15 protein-coding genes and 1 pseudogene are annotated in these 14,782 nt (G+C 27.6%); all 16 read right to left on the bottom strand.

Annotated features, from left to right (window positions below; translation table 11 throughout):
* Window position 1: 1 nt before the first annotated feature.
* Window positions 2-1,381 (bottom strand): sn-glycerol-1-phosphate dehydrogenase, encoded by a 1,380-nt coding sequence (locus BM027_RS14035; RefSeq protein ID WP_090093133.1) that lies wholly within the window; start codon window positions 1,379-1,381, stop codon window positions 2-4.
* A 332-nt stretch (window positions 1,382-1,713) separates the two neighbouring features.
* Window positions 1,714-2,571 carry a PTS system mannose/fructose/sorbose family transporter subunit IID gene (locus BM027_RS14030; protein WP_090093130.1) on the bottom strand — a complete coding sequence of 286 codons (858 nt, stop codon included), beginning with the start codon at window positions 2,569-2,571 and terminating at the stop codon, window positions 1,714-1,716.
* Window positions 2,572-2,597: 26 nt separating this feature from the next.
* Entirely contained in the window at window positions 2,598-3,356 is a 759-nt protein-coding gene (locus tag BM027_RS14025) for a PTS mannose/fructose/sorbose/N-acetylgalactosamine transporter subunit IIC (protein ID WP_090093128.1), read from the bottom strand.
* Between the two features lie 124 nt (window positions 3,357-3,480).
* Window positions 3,481-3,951 (bottom strand): PTS sugar transporter subunit IIB, encoded by a 471-nt coding sequence (locus tag BM027_RS14020; RefSeq protein WP_090093125.1) that lies wholly within the window; start codon window positions 3,949-3,951, stop codon window positions 3,481-3,483.
* A gap of 32 nt (window positions 3,952-3,983) precedes the next feature.
* Window positions 3,984-4,406 carry a PTS sugar transporter subunit IIA gene (locus BM027_RS14015; RefSeq protein ID WP_090093122.1) on the bottom strand — a complete coding sequence of 141 codons (423 nt, stop codon included), beginning with the start codon at window positions 4,404-4,406 and terminating at the stop codon, window positions 3,984-3,986.
* Between the two features lie 588 nt (window positions 4,407-4,994).
* The gene (locus tag BM027_RS14010) at window positions 4,995-7,703 is read right to left on the bottom strand and encodes a sigma-54-dependent transcriptional regulator (RefSeq protein WP_090093119.1); all 2,709 of its coding nucleotides are present in this window, start codon (window positions 7,701-7,703) and stop codon (window positions 4,995-4,997) included.
* Between the two features lie 161 nt (window positions 7,704-7,864).
* On the bottom strand, window positions 7,865-8,218 hold the full coding sequence (locus BM027_RS14005) for a type II toxin-antitoxin system PemK/MazF family toxin (RefSeq protein ID WP_090093117.1): 354 nt from the start codon (window positions 8,216-8,218) through the stop codon (window positions 7,865-7,867).
* 8 nt (window positions 8,219-8,226) lie between these two features.
* A complete protein-coding gene (locus tag BM027_RS14000; RefSeq protein WP_090093114.1) occupies window positions 8,227-8,469 on the bottom strand; it encodes a hypothetical protein in 243 nt (80 codons plus the stop codon).
* A gap of 117 nt (window positions 8,470-8,586) precedes the next feature.
* Window positions 8,587-8,928, bottom strand: coding sequence for an alanine racemase C-terminal domain-containing protein (locus BM027_RS13995; RefSeq protein ID WP_278320250.1), 342 nt, complete (start codon window positions 8,926-8,928; stop codon window positions 8,587-8,589).
* Window positions 8,925-9,425 (bottom strand): annotated as a pseudogene (locus BM027_RS18930) (alanine racemase). Before BM027_RS18930 ends, BM027_RS13995 begins: the two are co-directional and overlap by 4 nt.
* Window positions 9,426-9,487: 62 nt before the next feature.
* Window positions 9,488-10,117, bottom strand: coding sequence for a germination lipoprotein GerS-related protein (locus tag BM027_RS13985; RefSeq protein ID WP_090093107.1), 630 nt, complete (start codon window positions 10,115-10,117; stop codon window positions 9,488-9,490).
* A gap of 275 nt (window positions 10,118-10,392) precedes the next feature.
* A complete protein-coding gene (locus BM027_RS13980) occupies window positions 10,393-11,886 on the bottom strand; it encodes an NAD(P)H-hydrate dehydratase (RefSeq protein ID WP_090093103.1) in 1,494 nt (497 codons plus the stop codon).
* Window position 11,887: 1 nt separating this feature from the next.
* Window positions 11,888-12,259, bottom strand: a complete 372-nt coding sequence (gene acpS / locus BM027_RS13975; protein WP_090093101.1) for a holo-ACP synthase — start codon at window positions 12,257-12,259, stop codon at window positions 11,888-11,890.
* A gap of 74 nt (window positions 12,260-12,333) precedes the next feature.
* The gene (locus BM027_RS13970) at window positions 12,334-12,657 is read right to left on the bottom strand and encodes a DUF6514 family protein (RefSeq protein ID WP_090093097.1); all 324 of its coding nucleotides are present in this window, start codon (window positions 12,655-12,657) and stop codon (window positions 12,334-12,336) included.
* Between the two features lie 425 nt (window positions 12,658-13,082).
* Complete coding sequence (locus BM027_RS13965; protein WP_090093095.1) at window positions 13,083-13,439, bottom strand: single-stranded DNA-binding protein; 357 nt, start codon at window positions 13,437-13,439, stop codon at window positions 13,083-13,085.
* Between the two features lie 304 nt (window positions 13,440-13,743).
* Window positions 13,744-14,586 (bottom strand): YihY/virulence factor BrkB family protein, encoded by an 843-nt coding sequence (locus BM027_RS13960; RefSeq protein ID WP_090093094.1) that lies wholly within the window; start codon window positions 14,584-14,586, stop codon window positions 13,744-13,746.
* Between the last annotated feature and the right edge of the window lie 196 nt (window positions 14,587-14,782).

Here is a 14,782-nt window from a genome sequence, read left to right as displayed (position 1 = left end):
ATTACTTCTCTCCTCCATTTAAATAGTTTGTAACTTCAGGCGCAAATTCTTCTAAAAGCTCTAAGTCTCCTAAAAAGTTTAAGATTGTATATCTAGATCTAACTTCTTTAGCCATAATTATTCCATCTAATAAAGTTTGATTATCAACACCAACATCTGTTGGATGAGATGCTGCTCCTACTTTTTCTAGAATTGCTTTTATTTCATCTGCTGAAGGTACATTTGATATAATCTTTCTTATTTCATCTATATTCTCTTTAATAGTATTTATTCTTTGTAATCTGTCTTCTATAGAGTTTCTATCTTCTTTTTCAACTATTTGTATAATTCCTGGAGCTGCTTTTTTATAATATTTCTTAATGTCTTCTTGCCATTTACTTTCATCGAATGCCTTAGCTTTTTCAATAACTTTATCAAAATCAATTTCATGCTTAGATGCAATTTCACGTAATTTTGTAGTTATAATTGTGGCTATTCCTACCTTTGTTCCATGAAGTATAGCTTTCTTTCCTTCAAATAAGAACATCATTTCTAAGTAATGAGCTAGATGATGCTCTGAACCTGAAGCTGGTCTTGAATTTTCAACAAAGCTCATTGCAATTCCAGTTAAAACTAAACCTTCCATTAGATTTTTTATAGCAGTTTCATCTCTTTTTACCATGCCATCTGAATTATCCATACATTTTTGTATAGAATCATTAACCATTTTAACAGTTACATCACAGTAATACTCTTTGTTTATAATTTTACTAAGTAGCCAATCATTTAATGCTGAATATTTTCCAACTATGTCTCCAAAACCAGCTAAAATCATTTCCATAGGTGCTTCTTTTAGTATGTTAACATCTCCAATGATTGCCTTAGGAACTTCAACTGGGTAAGTAGTTTTAAGATTTCCTACTATTAAAGCAGATCCATTTGATGCAAAACCATCCATAGATGGTGCTGTAGCTACTATAACAGATGAAATTCCTAGTTTATAACTAACATATTTTCCCAAATCATTTAGTGTACCTGAACCTATTGTTACAATAACATCTATTTCTTTATCATATTGCATAAACAATTTTCCTACAGCACTTTCATCTGGAACAAGATCATCCTCAATTGGGAATATAAAGTTTTTATGATTGAACTTTTCTGCATTTAATACACTTTCTACATATTTTCCTGCAGCCTTATAAGTATTATTATCTGCTATAACTAATGCTTTTTTAAAACCTAATTCTCTTAATATACTAGGTAACTTTTTAATTGCATTGTTTTCTATTAAAACATGTTCTAATCCTATGCTATGAGGTTTACCACACTTGCATTGTAATACACCTTTTAGAAAATCATTTATTTCTAATTTACTTACATTATTTATATTTAATTCCATGTTTATCACTTCCCTAGTTAATATTTTTATAGTGTTTTAATTTGATATTTTAAATCTTTTGAATCTTTATTTATACGGGAAATATTTTATATTTAAATTATGTTTTAAAAGAGTGTTAATATTTTTACATTTTTGTTCAGTGGGCATTAGAATTGGACTTTTAGAACTCTTAATGAGTATTGTCACATTAGCTGCTTGTCCAAAACTTGTTTTTGGAACAAGCTGGAATGGGACTATACTGATTTAGATGTTCTTAAGTCCAATTCTTTAGCACACTGAACAATATGTAACAATATCAACACGGTTTTAAAACATAGCCTATATTTTAAATATTAGAATATACCTAAAGCTCCTAAAATAGCTCCTGCGCCTATAAGTATACCCATTAATTTAATTGGAGAAATTCCTTTTTTAATCATATGTAATACAATTATTGTCAATACAAATGGTATCAATCCTGGCATTAATTTATCTAACAAATCTTTTTGTAAGCTGAAATCAACCTCTCCCATTTTAAAACTAAGACTAGTTTCTAAATTAACGAATCTACCAACAAGTCCACCCATTACAAGAGTTCCTAGTATAGATGCTGTTTCAATTACTTTATTAATCTTGCCACCTTGTAATATCTGTTCTACGGCCTTTTTACCAAGCTTATAACCGCTCATCCATAAACTCAATGAAATGCCAGTCATTATAGTATATTGTGATATTATATAAATTATAGGACCTGCAATATTTTTAGTATTAGTAATACCTATACATATAGCAAGTAAAATTGGTGTAATAATACCTTGTGTTAATGTATCTCCAACACCTGCTAAAGGTCCCATTAAGCCTGTTTTTATAGCGTTAAAACCTTCATCACTTATTGGTTTACCATTAGATTTTTCTTCTTCCATTGCTATAGTAATACCATGGATAACTGATCCACAAACAGGTTCTGTATTAAAAAACGATAAATGTCTTTGTACCGCAGATTTTCTCTCTTCTTTACCTTTGTATAACTTCTTTACTATAGGTAACATTGAATGTGCAAAAGATGTAGCTTGTAATCTTTCGTAATTATAATTTGATTGTGCAAACATAAACCACCTAATCCAAGATTTTATTACATCTTTTTTGGTTAAAGTTTTAATTTCATTTTCTTCAACTGGCTTATTTGTAGGCATAGCATTTAATTCTGACATATATGGTTCCTCCCCTCAATTTACTTCTATGCATTAGAAGTTGAATTACTATTTTTTATAGCAGTTACAGTTAATGCAATAACTACTCCTATGATAGAAATAATAACTATATCAAGTTTAAAATATACTGACATTATAATTCCTAGTACAAAAAATGGCATTGTAAATGAGTTTCCTATTAATTTCAAGTTCATTGCAATACCTAGTGCTGGTAACATTGCACCTATTACATTAAATACATGCAATACCTTAGGGCTTAAAATCTCTAGCATTCCTGATACAGCATTTGGACCATAATATACTACTAACGCTGCTGGTATAAAGCTAAGTAGGAAAAGTGCTATTTGTGGTGGCACTACATTTATAAAGGCCACTGAATCTATATTTCCTTTTTCAACTTCTTTATCTGCCCAGTGAACAAAAAATGAATTAATTGTCATCTTTCCTATCCATAAAATTGTAGCTATAGTTCCAAGTGGTACGGCTATCGCCATTGCAGTCTCAACATTCAAATTTGAAATTAACGCAAGTGCAGTACCAACATATCCTGCAAAAGCAGGATCCCCCATTTGAGCACCTCCTGCTGATATAAACCCTAAATAAATAACGTTTATACCTGCACCTATTAATGCACCTTCTAATGGTTGTCCTAATATTATTCCTGTTATAAAACCTGCTACCAATGGTCTATTCAATGTGAAGAATCCAGCATAAGTAAACCATGGACTCCATGATATGTAATAAAATAATCCAATTAATACAGCTTGTAAAATTGTAACTTGCATATAAATTCATCCTCCTATCATCATTTGAGTTGTTTATGTTAAAAATTATTGTTACTTGATTTTAATAAATAAATGTAAATTGTTGAATACTATAATAATTTATCTACTTAATTGCCTTTTTCTACTATAATTTATCAAATAAAATTTGTTTTGCATCAGGAACAATTTGTATAAAAACCTTTACATTTAGTTCAATAAGTTCTTTAAATGCAAGTTTTTCATCTTCTGAAATAGAAATATTTTTATATAATTGCTTTCTTCCTTGTTTTGCTCCCATTCCACCAAGATTCAATTCTTTTATAGCAACACCAGCTTTTACAAGACTAAGTACAGTCACAGGTGTTTTAACTAACACTATTACTCTCTCACCATCATCATCTTTATTCAAAGCTTCAACTGCATCGTTTACAGTAAATATTTCAACTTTAATTGAAGATGGAGCTGCTGATTTTAAAACCATTTGCATAAATGAGTCTTGTGCTACTGTATCATCTACTACTATAATTTTAGTTGCCTTTGTAATTTTTGACCATGCTGTTGCAACTTGACCATGAATTAATCTATCATCTATTCTTGTAAGTACTATATTTAACATATTTACCGACTCCTTTTATAAATTATTTTTTATTAATTAGCTTGTTTTAATGCTTCTATTTCTTTAAATAATTCTTTTATTCCTGTTGTACCAACCTCCATACAATGTTCTGTTAATTCATCTAGTTCATAACATTCTCTCATTGTAATAGCTTCAAGTAACATTGGTAAGTTAACACCTGTTATACATCTAACTTTACCCTTACTTATTTTGCTTGAATTTAATGCTACAACATTATAAGGACTACCTCCTAAAAGATCTACTAATACTAAAACCCCATTATCACTTTGTAGTGATTCAATAGATTCTACAACCTTCTCACCTAATACTTCAATACTATCTCCATGTTGAAGTCCTAAAGTTAATACTTTTTCTTGCTTACCTACAATAAGTTCGGCACTTTTTAATATTTCGTCTGCAAATTTTCCATGAGTTACTAATAAGATTCCCTTCATGAAAATCACCTCCTTAAGTTTGTCTTTATGCATATATATTAAGCAACTCTTGTGCCAAATAACTCATTTCATGTGTATCACCATGTGAATACTACAAAAAATACACTTTGGAATCTAGTTATTTAAAGGTTTACACGATATTTTATTTTTAGAAAAATTATTTTTATCTCTTACGATATTTTTAGCAATTATATTCTTTTAGATTAATTACTTAATGTGTATCTCAATGTGTATTTAAAAAAGCCTAAATGTGAATACACATTCAGGCTTTTTTTAATATTAGGTTCTTCTTTAAAACCGTGTTGATATTGTTACATATTGTTCAGTGGGCTAAAGAATTAAACTTAAGAACATCTAAATGAGTATAGTCCCATTCCAGCTTGCTCCAAAGACAATCTTCGGACAAGCAATTAATGTGACAATACTCAAGGAAACTCGACTCACATTCGTTCGCTGAGTAAGTTCGAGAAACCAAATGTAAAATTCGGACTCTCACTTAAGAGTTCTAAAAGTCCAATTCTAATGCCCACTGAACAAAAATGTAACAATATCAACACTATATAAAAACAGAATCTAATAAAAATCACTTTATATATTTGTAGAATATACATTAAAATTAATATCAATCATTTCAACTACATATGCTAATTCAGTATCAGGTATACTTATACCAAATACCTCTTCTGCTAAAACAAAGTTATCTTTTATAGCATTAAAAAGTTCCTCTTTAGTATTTTTAATTTCTGAAAATTTTTTATATGGCAAGGGTTCATTTCTTATTACTCTCTCAATCATACATGAACAATGAAATAAAAATTTTATATACATTCCATCATCAATTTTTTGATTATATGCTAATGATATTTTATCTAAGATTTCATTTAATGTTTTAGATGCTTTTTTAACATTTAAAAATGTAAGAACATCATCTAGCATATCCACTACATACTCTCTACAATTCATATTTTGATAATTTATTTTTATAGGTGCATTATTTAATTTTACTCTCTCTCCTATCAATGAACTTACACTATTAACACTCTCAATTAGCATATCCATATCTACATTGGGTGTCATTGCTTTTCTACCCGCTTCAATAACCATTGGTGTACTAACCATTTTTATTGTCTTCGTTAATATACCAGTTTTTTCTGTAATTACATCTGAAAATGTAGTTAAAGAACCCATATCGACTAATAAAAGTACTCCACTACCTTTATTTATTTTTTTAACTATATCTGTTGCCTTATTTAATGTAAATTCAACTTTTTCTTCTAACGGCATATCTAAAGCATGAAGACAATTATATCCTAATAAAGTTTTTGCAACGTCCACCATATTTGTAGCAGTTGCATTTCCATGTGCAATAACTAAAACTTGAATATTACCATGTTCTTTTTTAGTGTTTACTGAATATAAGAACATTGTTATGAAAGCAACCTCATCATTAGGAATTTGAATTGAAAATTTTTCTTGAAGCTTAATTTTTATTCTTTCAGCTATAGCAAATTCCTCTTTATGTTGTTTGTAAGTTATTTCTAAATTTGGGTATATTGATATATTCCCTAGCCTTAATCGTTCTATAAGTGTTTCCATATGTAATGCTAAACTATATATTAGCTTTGTATCTATACTTTTACCAAGTTCATCCGAAGTCTCCCAAAATGAATCTTTTATAATATCTACAATTTCTGGTGTTACAATCTTTGATAAAACCTCTTTATCTAACATTAAATTACGTGATTTTTCTGTAGAGGGTATATTATTAAATCGATGTTGTATTTGACTACTTATGTTTTCCCTAATTTGATTTACTGAAAAACCACCTTCATAAAATTTTTGAGCTCTTTCTAACATCAAATCATAGAAGTCTTCTTCAGTATTATATTCATCGTATAATAATAACCCATTTAAGTTATCACCTAAATCTTCACCTGAACTATCAAAGGTTATGGACTCAAATTCATTTAGATTAAAACATTGCATTAATTCCTGTCTCTTATCTTCAATCGTAAATAACCCTTCTTTAAACTTTTGAGAAATTTGAGATAGCTTTACATGTACATATTCTTGATCTTCAGTTATATATTCTACAAAAGCATTAGCACAAATAAGCTGAATATCATTTTTAAGCTGTCCTATATTTCCTGGACATTTATATAGTAGTAATACTTTTAAAACCTCTTTTGATACTTTTAGTGGTGCCTTAATTTTAACACATTCATTTTTTAAAAATTGGCATATTAGTTTCATCCTCTCCTTCAGAGAACGTTTACTTAGACTAGGTAATTTAATTGTTACTGGAATTCTTCTTAAGAAAGTGCTAAGTATAGATGCCTCTGGATCTTCAGTAGTAGCTGCTATAAAAAGTATTGTTGCTTCTCGTGTACTTTCAGCTTCACCTAACCTACGATAACTTCCTCTATCCATTAATGAAAATAGCATTTCTTGTCCTTCTGGCGGTAACCGATGAACTTCATCTAAAAAAAGTATTCCCCCATTAGCTTGATCTACTAACCCCTTTTTTTCAGAATCAGCTCCTGTAAAAGCTCCTTTTACATGACCAAATAAATGTGATAATAATAATTGAGAGTTTTCAGCATAATCAGCACAATTAAATATAACATATGATGCATTAGGTTTTAATCGCCCTACCCCTATAGCATATCTATACATAACTTCCGCAAAAGTAGTCTTTCCAACTCCAGTTGGACCTATTAACAGTGTATGCAATCCATTAGGTGGATATAGTATTGTTGCTTTTGCTTGTTTAATCTGTGTTTTTAGTGAATCTTCGCTACCGATTATATTATCAAATATATCTTCATCTTTATTCTTTTTATTGCTTGAACTATTACCAGTTTCATAAACTAAATTTTTCTTCTCATTAGACTTATTTTCATCATTGGTTTTTTTCTTATTCTCCACTTTATCCTTTGGTCTTACTGTATCTAAATCTAATGCTTTTAATATAATTTCCTTTAATTCATCATACTTTTTTATAATCGGCTCCTCGATAATTATTCCACAAGTAGCTTCCAAGTATTCTTTGTCTAAATAAAGTACAGGTTTTCCTAATATTTTAACTGCTTTGCCTTCATTTAAAATACAATTTAACTCCTTGCTAACATTATTTCTAGATATATTTAATTCTTTTGCTAAATAACTTGCCTCAAATCCTATCTTTTTACTCAAATTATTATTATCAAAAATTATTTCCCTTGTAAGTTGTTTTAATTTTTGATTTACTCTATCTTTCCTATTTATCTTATGTTCTTCATTATAATTATCATACAATATAATAACTCCTTTTCTAATATATTTTAAAATACCTTAAATATAGAAATTTATTTTTATTTAAAAATAATCATTTAACTTATTACTATACTTTTGTAAAATTATATGTAAAAAAGCTGTCTCTCTGTAGAAATACTTCTATTTTGAAACAGCTCCTTTCTTTAACTTAAACTCAAACTTATTGTAAGTGATTTATCAACCTTTTTCATATCACTCTCAGTCATATGTCCAATTTTTTCTTTTAATCTTCTTTTATCTAAGGTTCTTATTTGTTCTAATAATACAACTGAATCCCTATTTAACCCATACTCTTCTGAAGAAATTTCAACATGAGTTGGTAATTTTGCTTTATTTATTTGAGATGTTATTGCTGCAACAATAACTGTAGGACTATATCTATTTCCTATATCATTTTGTATTATAATAACAGGACGTATTCCTCCCTGTTCTGATCCTATGACAGGACTTAAATCTGCATAGAATATATCGCCTCTTTTTACTACCATAGTTGCCATTTAAATAATCACACTCCGCAAAGCCATGTTTCATACTCATTAACATCATTTAACATCTTCTCAAACCCCAATTTAGAAAGTTCCAAATTTAATTCAGCCATTTCTTGATAGCCTTTTTTCATCAATTCTTTAAAATCCGCTGAATCTTTCTCCTCAATATATAGTATTACTGAATCATCTATAGAGTTATTATTTTTTTCATTTTCTTTGAATTCCTTGTTTATTAATTTTTTATCCTCAAAATACGACATAATTTCTCCTCCATAGTAATAAAAAGTCCTATGTATAATACTTATTATATTGCAAATTATGTCAACATGTCAAAGGATTTGTCTTATTTTTGCGATATTATATATAATTTTTAGTTTTTATTTTTTTCTTTTGTTAATATAAATTTTAGGAGCTCTTTTACCACTTATGCAAAAAACCTTATAGCTTATTGCATTCAATGATTTTGCCATTTCATCAGCTGTAAATTTCGACTCATTTTCTTCACCAATTAAAACATTGTCTACTTTTACTCCATCAATTGATGATACATCTACCATATATTGATTCATGCATATTTTACCTATTATAGGTGCCAACTCTCCTTTTACTCTAACTTTAGCTTTATTATATAAAGTTCTACTATATCCATCAGCATATCCTATTAGTAAAATAGCTATAATACTTTCTTTATTTGTAACAAACTTCCTTCTATAACTTATATATATGTACCTTTGTGCACTTTCTTAGCTTGTACTACATTGTTTTTTAATGTTAATGCTGGCTTAATATTTATTTTATTAATTTGTACTTCTTCTGATGGGTAATATTCATATAATATAATGACTGGCCTTACTGCATAATAATATGCCTCTGGCAAATTTAAAATTGTTGCACTATTTAAAATATGTTTTATACCAACATCTACTCCTCTTTTTTCTAACTCCTCATAAAACCATTTATACTTTTTAATCTGTTCTTTTGTATATTCTTTATTCCCTTCATCCGCTGTTAAAAAGTGAGTGAAGAATCTTGTAATCGCTAAATTTTTTAACTTACTTATTTTTTCAACTTCTAAAATACTTTCTTAGGTTGGAAGAAAATCAATTCTACCCATTCCAGTATCTAAATTTATATGTATTTTTGCAACTTTCTTCTTTTGAATTCCTATTTTTGATAACGCTTCTGCATATTCTAAAGATGAAACCTCCTGTTCAATTTATTGTTTTAGAAACTCTTCTGCAAGTGCTAATGGGATATATCATAAAATTACTACATTGATTAAAACAAATCATCACTTAATTGTTTCTCTATTTTAAAGTCCTTATATATTATTATAACTCTTTCTTTATCTTCATCATCCAAAATTTTCAATAATATCGGAGATTTTGTTTTTTTATCAATATAGAATTTTCCTTTATTAAAATGCTTGTTTTTAATATTATATTTTATATCAACTTCTAAGTAATCACCATCTCCCCATTCCTCTTTTCCTTCTTTTATTTCTTCTGATATTTTATTTGATAATATATTATCTATAAATGCTACTGGATAAATTGCATCTATGCCCTCATTAAGAATAAAATTATCACTTTCATTTTGTTTAACTTGAATTTCTCCACCTTTATAAACTTTAACACGTTTTCCTTCTTGTCCAAATTCTATTCTAAAACCCTTATCCTTGCTATAATATTGAGTTGTTTCCTCTCTAAATTCTTCTCTAGAATTTTTGAAAATGTACTCAACTCCTGTACTATAGCAATTTATATTTTTCAAGTCATTTATTATCTTTTCATTAGATGGTAATAAAATGTATCTAAATAAAACAATTAAGAAAATTGTGATAATTGGAACAAGTAACAAAATTAGAACTATTAATTTTCTTTTAATCAAACTTTTTTTTTCGTCCATGATTCCTCCAAAAATTTATTAATACTTTAATACTATTATGACAATCTTTGGAGTTTTATTCTTAATTAGTTTCAATAATATATATATTCTAATTAATTTAATACATCTATAAACTTTTATTTAATTTTTATAATAAATTATATCTTTAATTAACAATATCTACTTAGAATCATATATATCATAAATTTTCTATATAAGTTCCTCACTATAGTAGTTAAATCATAGTATTTATAAGTGTTCTAAAATTTATATTAATGAACAAACTTTATTGGAACTTATATACTATTAATTTTTAATGGTAAGTATTCTATAATATCACGTGCATTTATTATGTACGCGTATTTAGCTAAATCATCTGCTATATCCCCATGAATATATGCACCTAAAAGAGCAGCCTTATCTAAATTCATTCCTTGAGAAAGTAATGCAGTTATTATTCCTGTCAATGCATCTCCCATGCCTCCAGAAGCCATCTTACTATTTCCTGTAGGATTTATATAGGTATCCTCTCCATTGGTAATAACTGTATTATATCCCTTTAATAGTACAATAATATTATAATCCTTGGATAGCTTTTTAGCTATTTTTATTCTATTACTTTCAACTTCCTTAATTGTTATTCCAAGAAATCTAGCTAATTCCCCTGGATGAGGTGTGATAATAGCTCTTCCACTTAAATACTTTAATAGTAATTTATTTTTTGCTAGCAATGTTATTCCATCTGCATCAATTACTATTGGACATGTAGTATTTTGTATCACTTTTTCTAATAATTTTTTCTGTTCTTCTCCTAATCCTAATCCAGGACCAAAAGCAATGGCATCGGCTTCATTTAATAATTTCTCTATGCCATTATCTTCTGTACTTATAGTCATAGCTTCTATTAACTTATTAGATAGTATTGATTGAATTTCTTTAGGACAAACTAATGTTGCCAGTCCACATCCTGATCTAACTGCACATTCTGTAGCAATAAAAGCTGCTCCTGTAAATCCAGTACTTCCTGCAATAATAACTACTCTGCCATAATTCCCCTTATGACCATATATTTTTCTTTCAGGCACTAAACTTTTATATTCCTTTTTATCTAATATATAAAGATTGTTGCTATTATCCTTCTTTACTTTTTCAGGAATACCTATTTTCAAAACCTTAACTGCTCCTAAATACTTAATTGAATTGTAATTTAAGAATCCTTCTTTTAGAACTTCAAATGTATAAGTAAAATTAGCTTTTATTGAAATTCCTTGTACTAATCCTAAATCACAGTCCAATCCTGATGGAACATCAATTGATACAATTAATTTTGAATTGCTATTAACCTTCTCTATTAACTTCTTAAAAACCCCTGTAAGTTCTCTATTAAGTCCTACTCCAAATATTGCATCGATTATTACATCACAATTTTTAATTTTTTCAATAAAGTTTTGATTTATATCTTGTTCTTGCTTTATTTGAGTAATTTCTACTTTATCTAAATTTTTTAGTATAGTTAAATTTGTTAAAAAGTCCTTAGAAAATCGCTCATTTATTCCAACAATACAAACCTTTACTTTTTTATCCTGTGATATCAAATGTCTGGCAATTGCTAGTCCATCTCCTCCATTATTTCCTTGTCCGCAAAGAATAAAAAAACTTTCTCCCTTGCTACTTATTTCTCCAACTACAGCAATTGCTGCATTCTCCATCAGAATAATACTTGGAATACCTATATCATTAATTGTAATTTTATCAATTTCTTTACATTGAGTTGATAAAAAAACCTCCACCTTAATTCTCCTCCAATACTACATATGCTATAGCATCTTTATTACTATGAGATATACTTATAAATATATTTAACTCTTTAATTTTTAATACTTCACTTATTTTATGGCTTAAGTTTACAATTGGTTTACCTAAATCATCTCTTAAAATTTCAATATCCTTTAAGCCAAATCCTCTAAAGCCAGTGCCCAAAGCCTTACTTACTGCTTCTTTACCTGCAAAGTTTCCAGCTACTGTATTAGCCTTTAACCCTTTTAGCTTAAAATACTCAATTTCTTTTACTGTAAAAAATCGTTGAAGGAAATTAGGGGTTTTTTCAATAATATTTTTTATTCTATCTATTTCTATTATATCAGTGCCAATTCCGATGATCACAATATTACACCTCTCTTCTATTACTATTTTACTATATAATAAACAAAATGTTTAATTGACACTTATATATGACTTTAATTTATTGCCATGCTTTGCATACCTACATCAAATTCATATACATGCTCATCTACATATGAACCTATAACATCAATTAAATGTATTGGAGATACTTGATTATTATATAATTTCATAAGTATTTTTTTTACCTTATGTCTATGAACTGAAATTAACCTTACTCCATCTTTTTGTAGTTCCATATCCTGGCTATCTGTACAATCTTGTTTTTGTATTTCTATACCATATCCTATTATTCCATTATAAATTGATTTAGTAAGCCTATAGTTATATTTAAATTCATTAATATTATTTATTGATATATACTCCTCAATTATTTCCATAATACATCATCAATCCTTTCTTAATTCATACCATTAAATAAATATTACCACAAGAAAGTTTGAGAATATGTCAAAGCATGTCCTTATCTATAAGTAATTTATTTTTTTTATTGACAATAAGTTTTGTAAGTTGATATTTATTACTAACATTTAAATGATATTAAGTTCATATATGTACTATTTGTCGAATTCTTTATTAATTAAGGAAATAAAAAAAGAGCATAAGCCCTTTTTTTATTTCCCATTTAAAACCCTATAATCCACTACATTACCATAATTGAAAAACATGTTTAGTTATCGTTTACATATACATTATAACACATATACAATTTTTTTCAACAATTGTAATATTTTTTCCTCAATTTAATTATTTACATAAATAAAATCTTTGAATAAGGCATTGTAAAATAAAGATCTTTATTCTTCTACTGATTAACATTTTCGTTAATATAGTTTTCTTCTTTTTTATTTCCTATAAATTTAAAGTCTTCTCCTATAACTTCTGCTGTATATCTCTTATTTCCTTCTTTATTCTCATAGCTTCCAGTTTTAAGTCTTCCGCTTAAACTTATACAACTACCCTTTTTCATATATTTACATATAACTTCTGCTTTCTTACCCCATATTATTACAGGTATTAAATCAGCCTTTCTGGTTCCATCTAAATCTTTAAATAACCTATCTACTGCAATTATGAATTTAGTATATACCTTATTTTCATTTTGAATATGCATAAGTTCAGGGTCTTTAATAAATCTTCCTACCAATATTATCTTATTCATTTATATTACACCTCCTGAATATTTCTTTTAAGATTATATCCAGTTAGTGTTATTATATTCATTATTTGTAAAAACATAAGGCACATAAAAGAAAAATAACAGACCAGTATGCTTATGTGTTATTTTCTTTAATATGCCTAAGGCATATTAAAATAAATAACAAGTCAGTATGCTAGTCTATTTTGCGTCATACTATGTCGATAAAATCATTCCATAGCTTGCTATGCATTAATTTCATCTCCTTGTCTGACTCAAAATATACGTCTCATCTTTGGCTTGTTATTTTCTTTAATATGCCTAAACTTCAATTTCTATTTTTTATTTGTTCTAATACGCAATTTATCTCTACTCCTAAAATAAATATCATAGATACTAAAAAAAGCCATGTCATCAATATAAAAACAGCTCCAACACTCCCATAAAATCTAGAATAATTACTAAAATTATTAATATAAAATGAAAATACATAAGATATTATCATCCAACCTATCGTACTAAATATAGATCCAGGTATTACCTCTTTCCACCTTAATCTTTGAGGTGGTGCAAATCTATATATAGTTGCAAATATAAATACCATAATAAATATCACAAAAACATATCTAAAAATATTCCAAAGTGGTATTACAATTCTTTGAAATGGTAATATATTATAAATATAGTTCTCTATTACGTTTCCAAATACTAACATTATTAATGCTAATATAATAGTTATTGCTAATGCTAAAATACTAATCATAGAAATTATTGATGTTTTAATAAATGATCTTGTTTCTTTAAAGTTGTATGCTTTGTTTACGCCCTTGATTACTGCTTTGAACCCAGAAGATGATGTCCATAATGCTAATAAGATAGATACTTCTAATAATCCTGTATGTTGTTTATCAAAAACTTCTACCACTGTTGATGATATTAAATCAAACACAGCATTTGGCACAAGAGCTTTTATTCCATTTAATACTTGTATGGATGTTAAATTACTAAATCCTACTAAAGTTATTAAAAAAATTATAAATGGTAGGAATGACAATAACAAATGATATGCTAATTGAGAAGCTAGTGCAAAAATATCATCATTTATAATCTTTACAATTAAATGTATTAATAAATTTAGTTGTTTTTTTATGCTTAATCTCCTATTACTCATTTAATCACCATTTTCCGATTTTTAGCTGTATACCTATAATATTATGATTTATTAACATAAATTATACACTGAAATTATATGATATAACATATAAAATAAAAGAGGCTGTATCAAAATAAATTTGATACTAGCCGATAAAAAAAGTGGATTCATTAATTTGAATCCACTTTTTTGCGCATAATATTTATATGAAATA

The organism is Clostridium uliginosum (assembly GCF_900112485.1).
GTDB classification, from domain to species: Bacteria; Bacillota; Clostridia; order Clostridiales; family Clostridiaceae; genus Clostridium; species Clostridium uliginosum.
The sequence above is the reverse complement of the archived record's forward strand: the minus strand, read 5'-3'. Positions and strand labels throughout refer to the sequence as shown.

Coding starts and splice junctions, on each gene's coding strand:
- BM027_RS14035 (WP_090093133.1), bottom strand. CDS start 1,381: ATGGAATTAAATATAAATAATGTAAGTAAATTAGAAATAAATGATTTT.
- BM027_RS14030 (WP_090093130.1), bottom strand. CDS start 2,571: ATGTCAGAATTAAATGCTATGCCTACAAATAAGCCAGTTGAAGAAAAT.
- BM027_RS14025 (WP_090093128.1), bottom strand. CDS start 3,356: ATGCAAGTTACAATTTTACAAGCTGTATTAATTGGATTATTTTATTAC.
- BM027_RS14020 (WP_090093125.1), bottom strand. CDS start 3,951: ATGTTAAATATAGTACTTACAAGAATAGATGATAGATTAATTCATGGT.
- BM027_RS14015 (WP_090093122.1), bottom strand. CDS start 4,406: ATGAAGGGAATCTTATTAGTAACTCATGGAAAATTTGCAGACGAAATA.
- BM027_RS14005 (WP_090093117.1), bottom strand. CDS start 8,218: ATGGCAACTATGGTAGTAAAAAGAGGCGATATATTCTATGCAGATTTA.
- BM027_RS14000 (WP_090093114.1), bottom strand. CDS start 8,469: ATGTCGTATTTTGAGGATAAAAAATTAATAAACAAGGAATTCAAAGAA.
- BM027_RS13985 (WP_090093107.1), bottom strand. CDS start 10,117: ATGGACGAAAAAAAAAGTTTGATTAAAAGAAAATTAATAGTTCTAATT.
- BM027_RS13970 (WP_090093097.1), bottom strand. CDS start 12,657: ATGGAAATAATTGAGGAGTATATATCAATAAATAATATTAATGAATTT.
- BM027_RS13965 (WP_090093095.1), bottom strand. CDS start 13,439: ATGAATAAGATAATATTGGTAGGAAGATTTATTAAAGACCCTGAACTT.
- BM027_RS13960 (WP_090093094.1), bottom strand. CDS start 14,586: ATGAGTAATAGGAGATTAAGCATAAAAAAACAACTAAATTTATTAATA.